Source organism: Bacillus cereus group sp. BfR-BA-01382 (assembly GCF_022663475.1).
Classification (GTDB): Bacteria; Bacillota; Bacilli; order Bacillales; family Bacillaceae_G; genus Bacillus_A; species Bacillus_A thuringiensis_S.
The window spans coordinates 1-336 of the sequence record NZ_JAKUFQ010000323.1; the positions used below are offsets into that span (position 1 = coordinate 1).

The following is a 336-nucleotide window of genomic DNA, read 5'->3' on the forward strand; positions in this document are numbered from 1 at the left end:
TTGATATTAACAGAAAAGATCGTATGGTATTTGCAGAGATGGAGTAAGGTTTACACCTTACTCTATTTTTTTTGGGAAAATTCATATAGATTTTGAATTTAATAGTTTAGAAATATGAAAGTCTGTCCACACTGTTTGTAGAAGGGACGGTGGAGGAAATGAAAAAACAAGTTATTGCTTATCTTCTTATATTATTAATTGGTGCACAGTTACTTGTGCAGTTTGGATATATGAAAGCTGATGCAAAAGGGCCTTCAGTTATTCCGAAAGAGGCCGTTCGATTACGAATTTTAGCAAATAGTGATTCAGATAAAGACCAGGCATTAAAGCGTAAAG

1 pseudogene is annotated in these 336 nt (G+C 33.6%); it reads left to right on the forward strand.

Annotated features, from left to right (window positions below):
* Positions 1–149: 149 nt before the first annotated feature.
* Positions 150–336: pseudogene (locus MR160_RS34175) on the forward strand (stage II sporulation protein R); the annotation flags it as partial.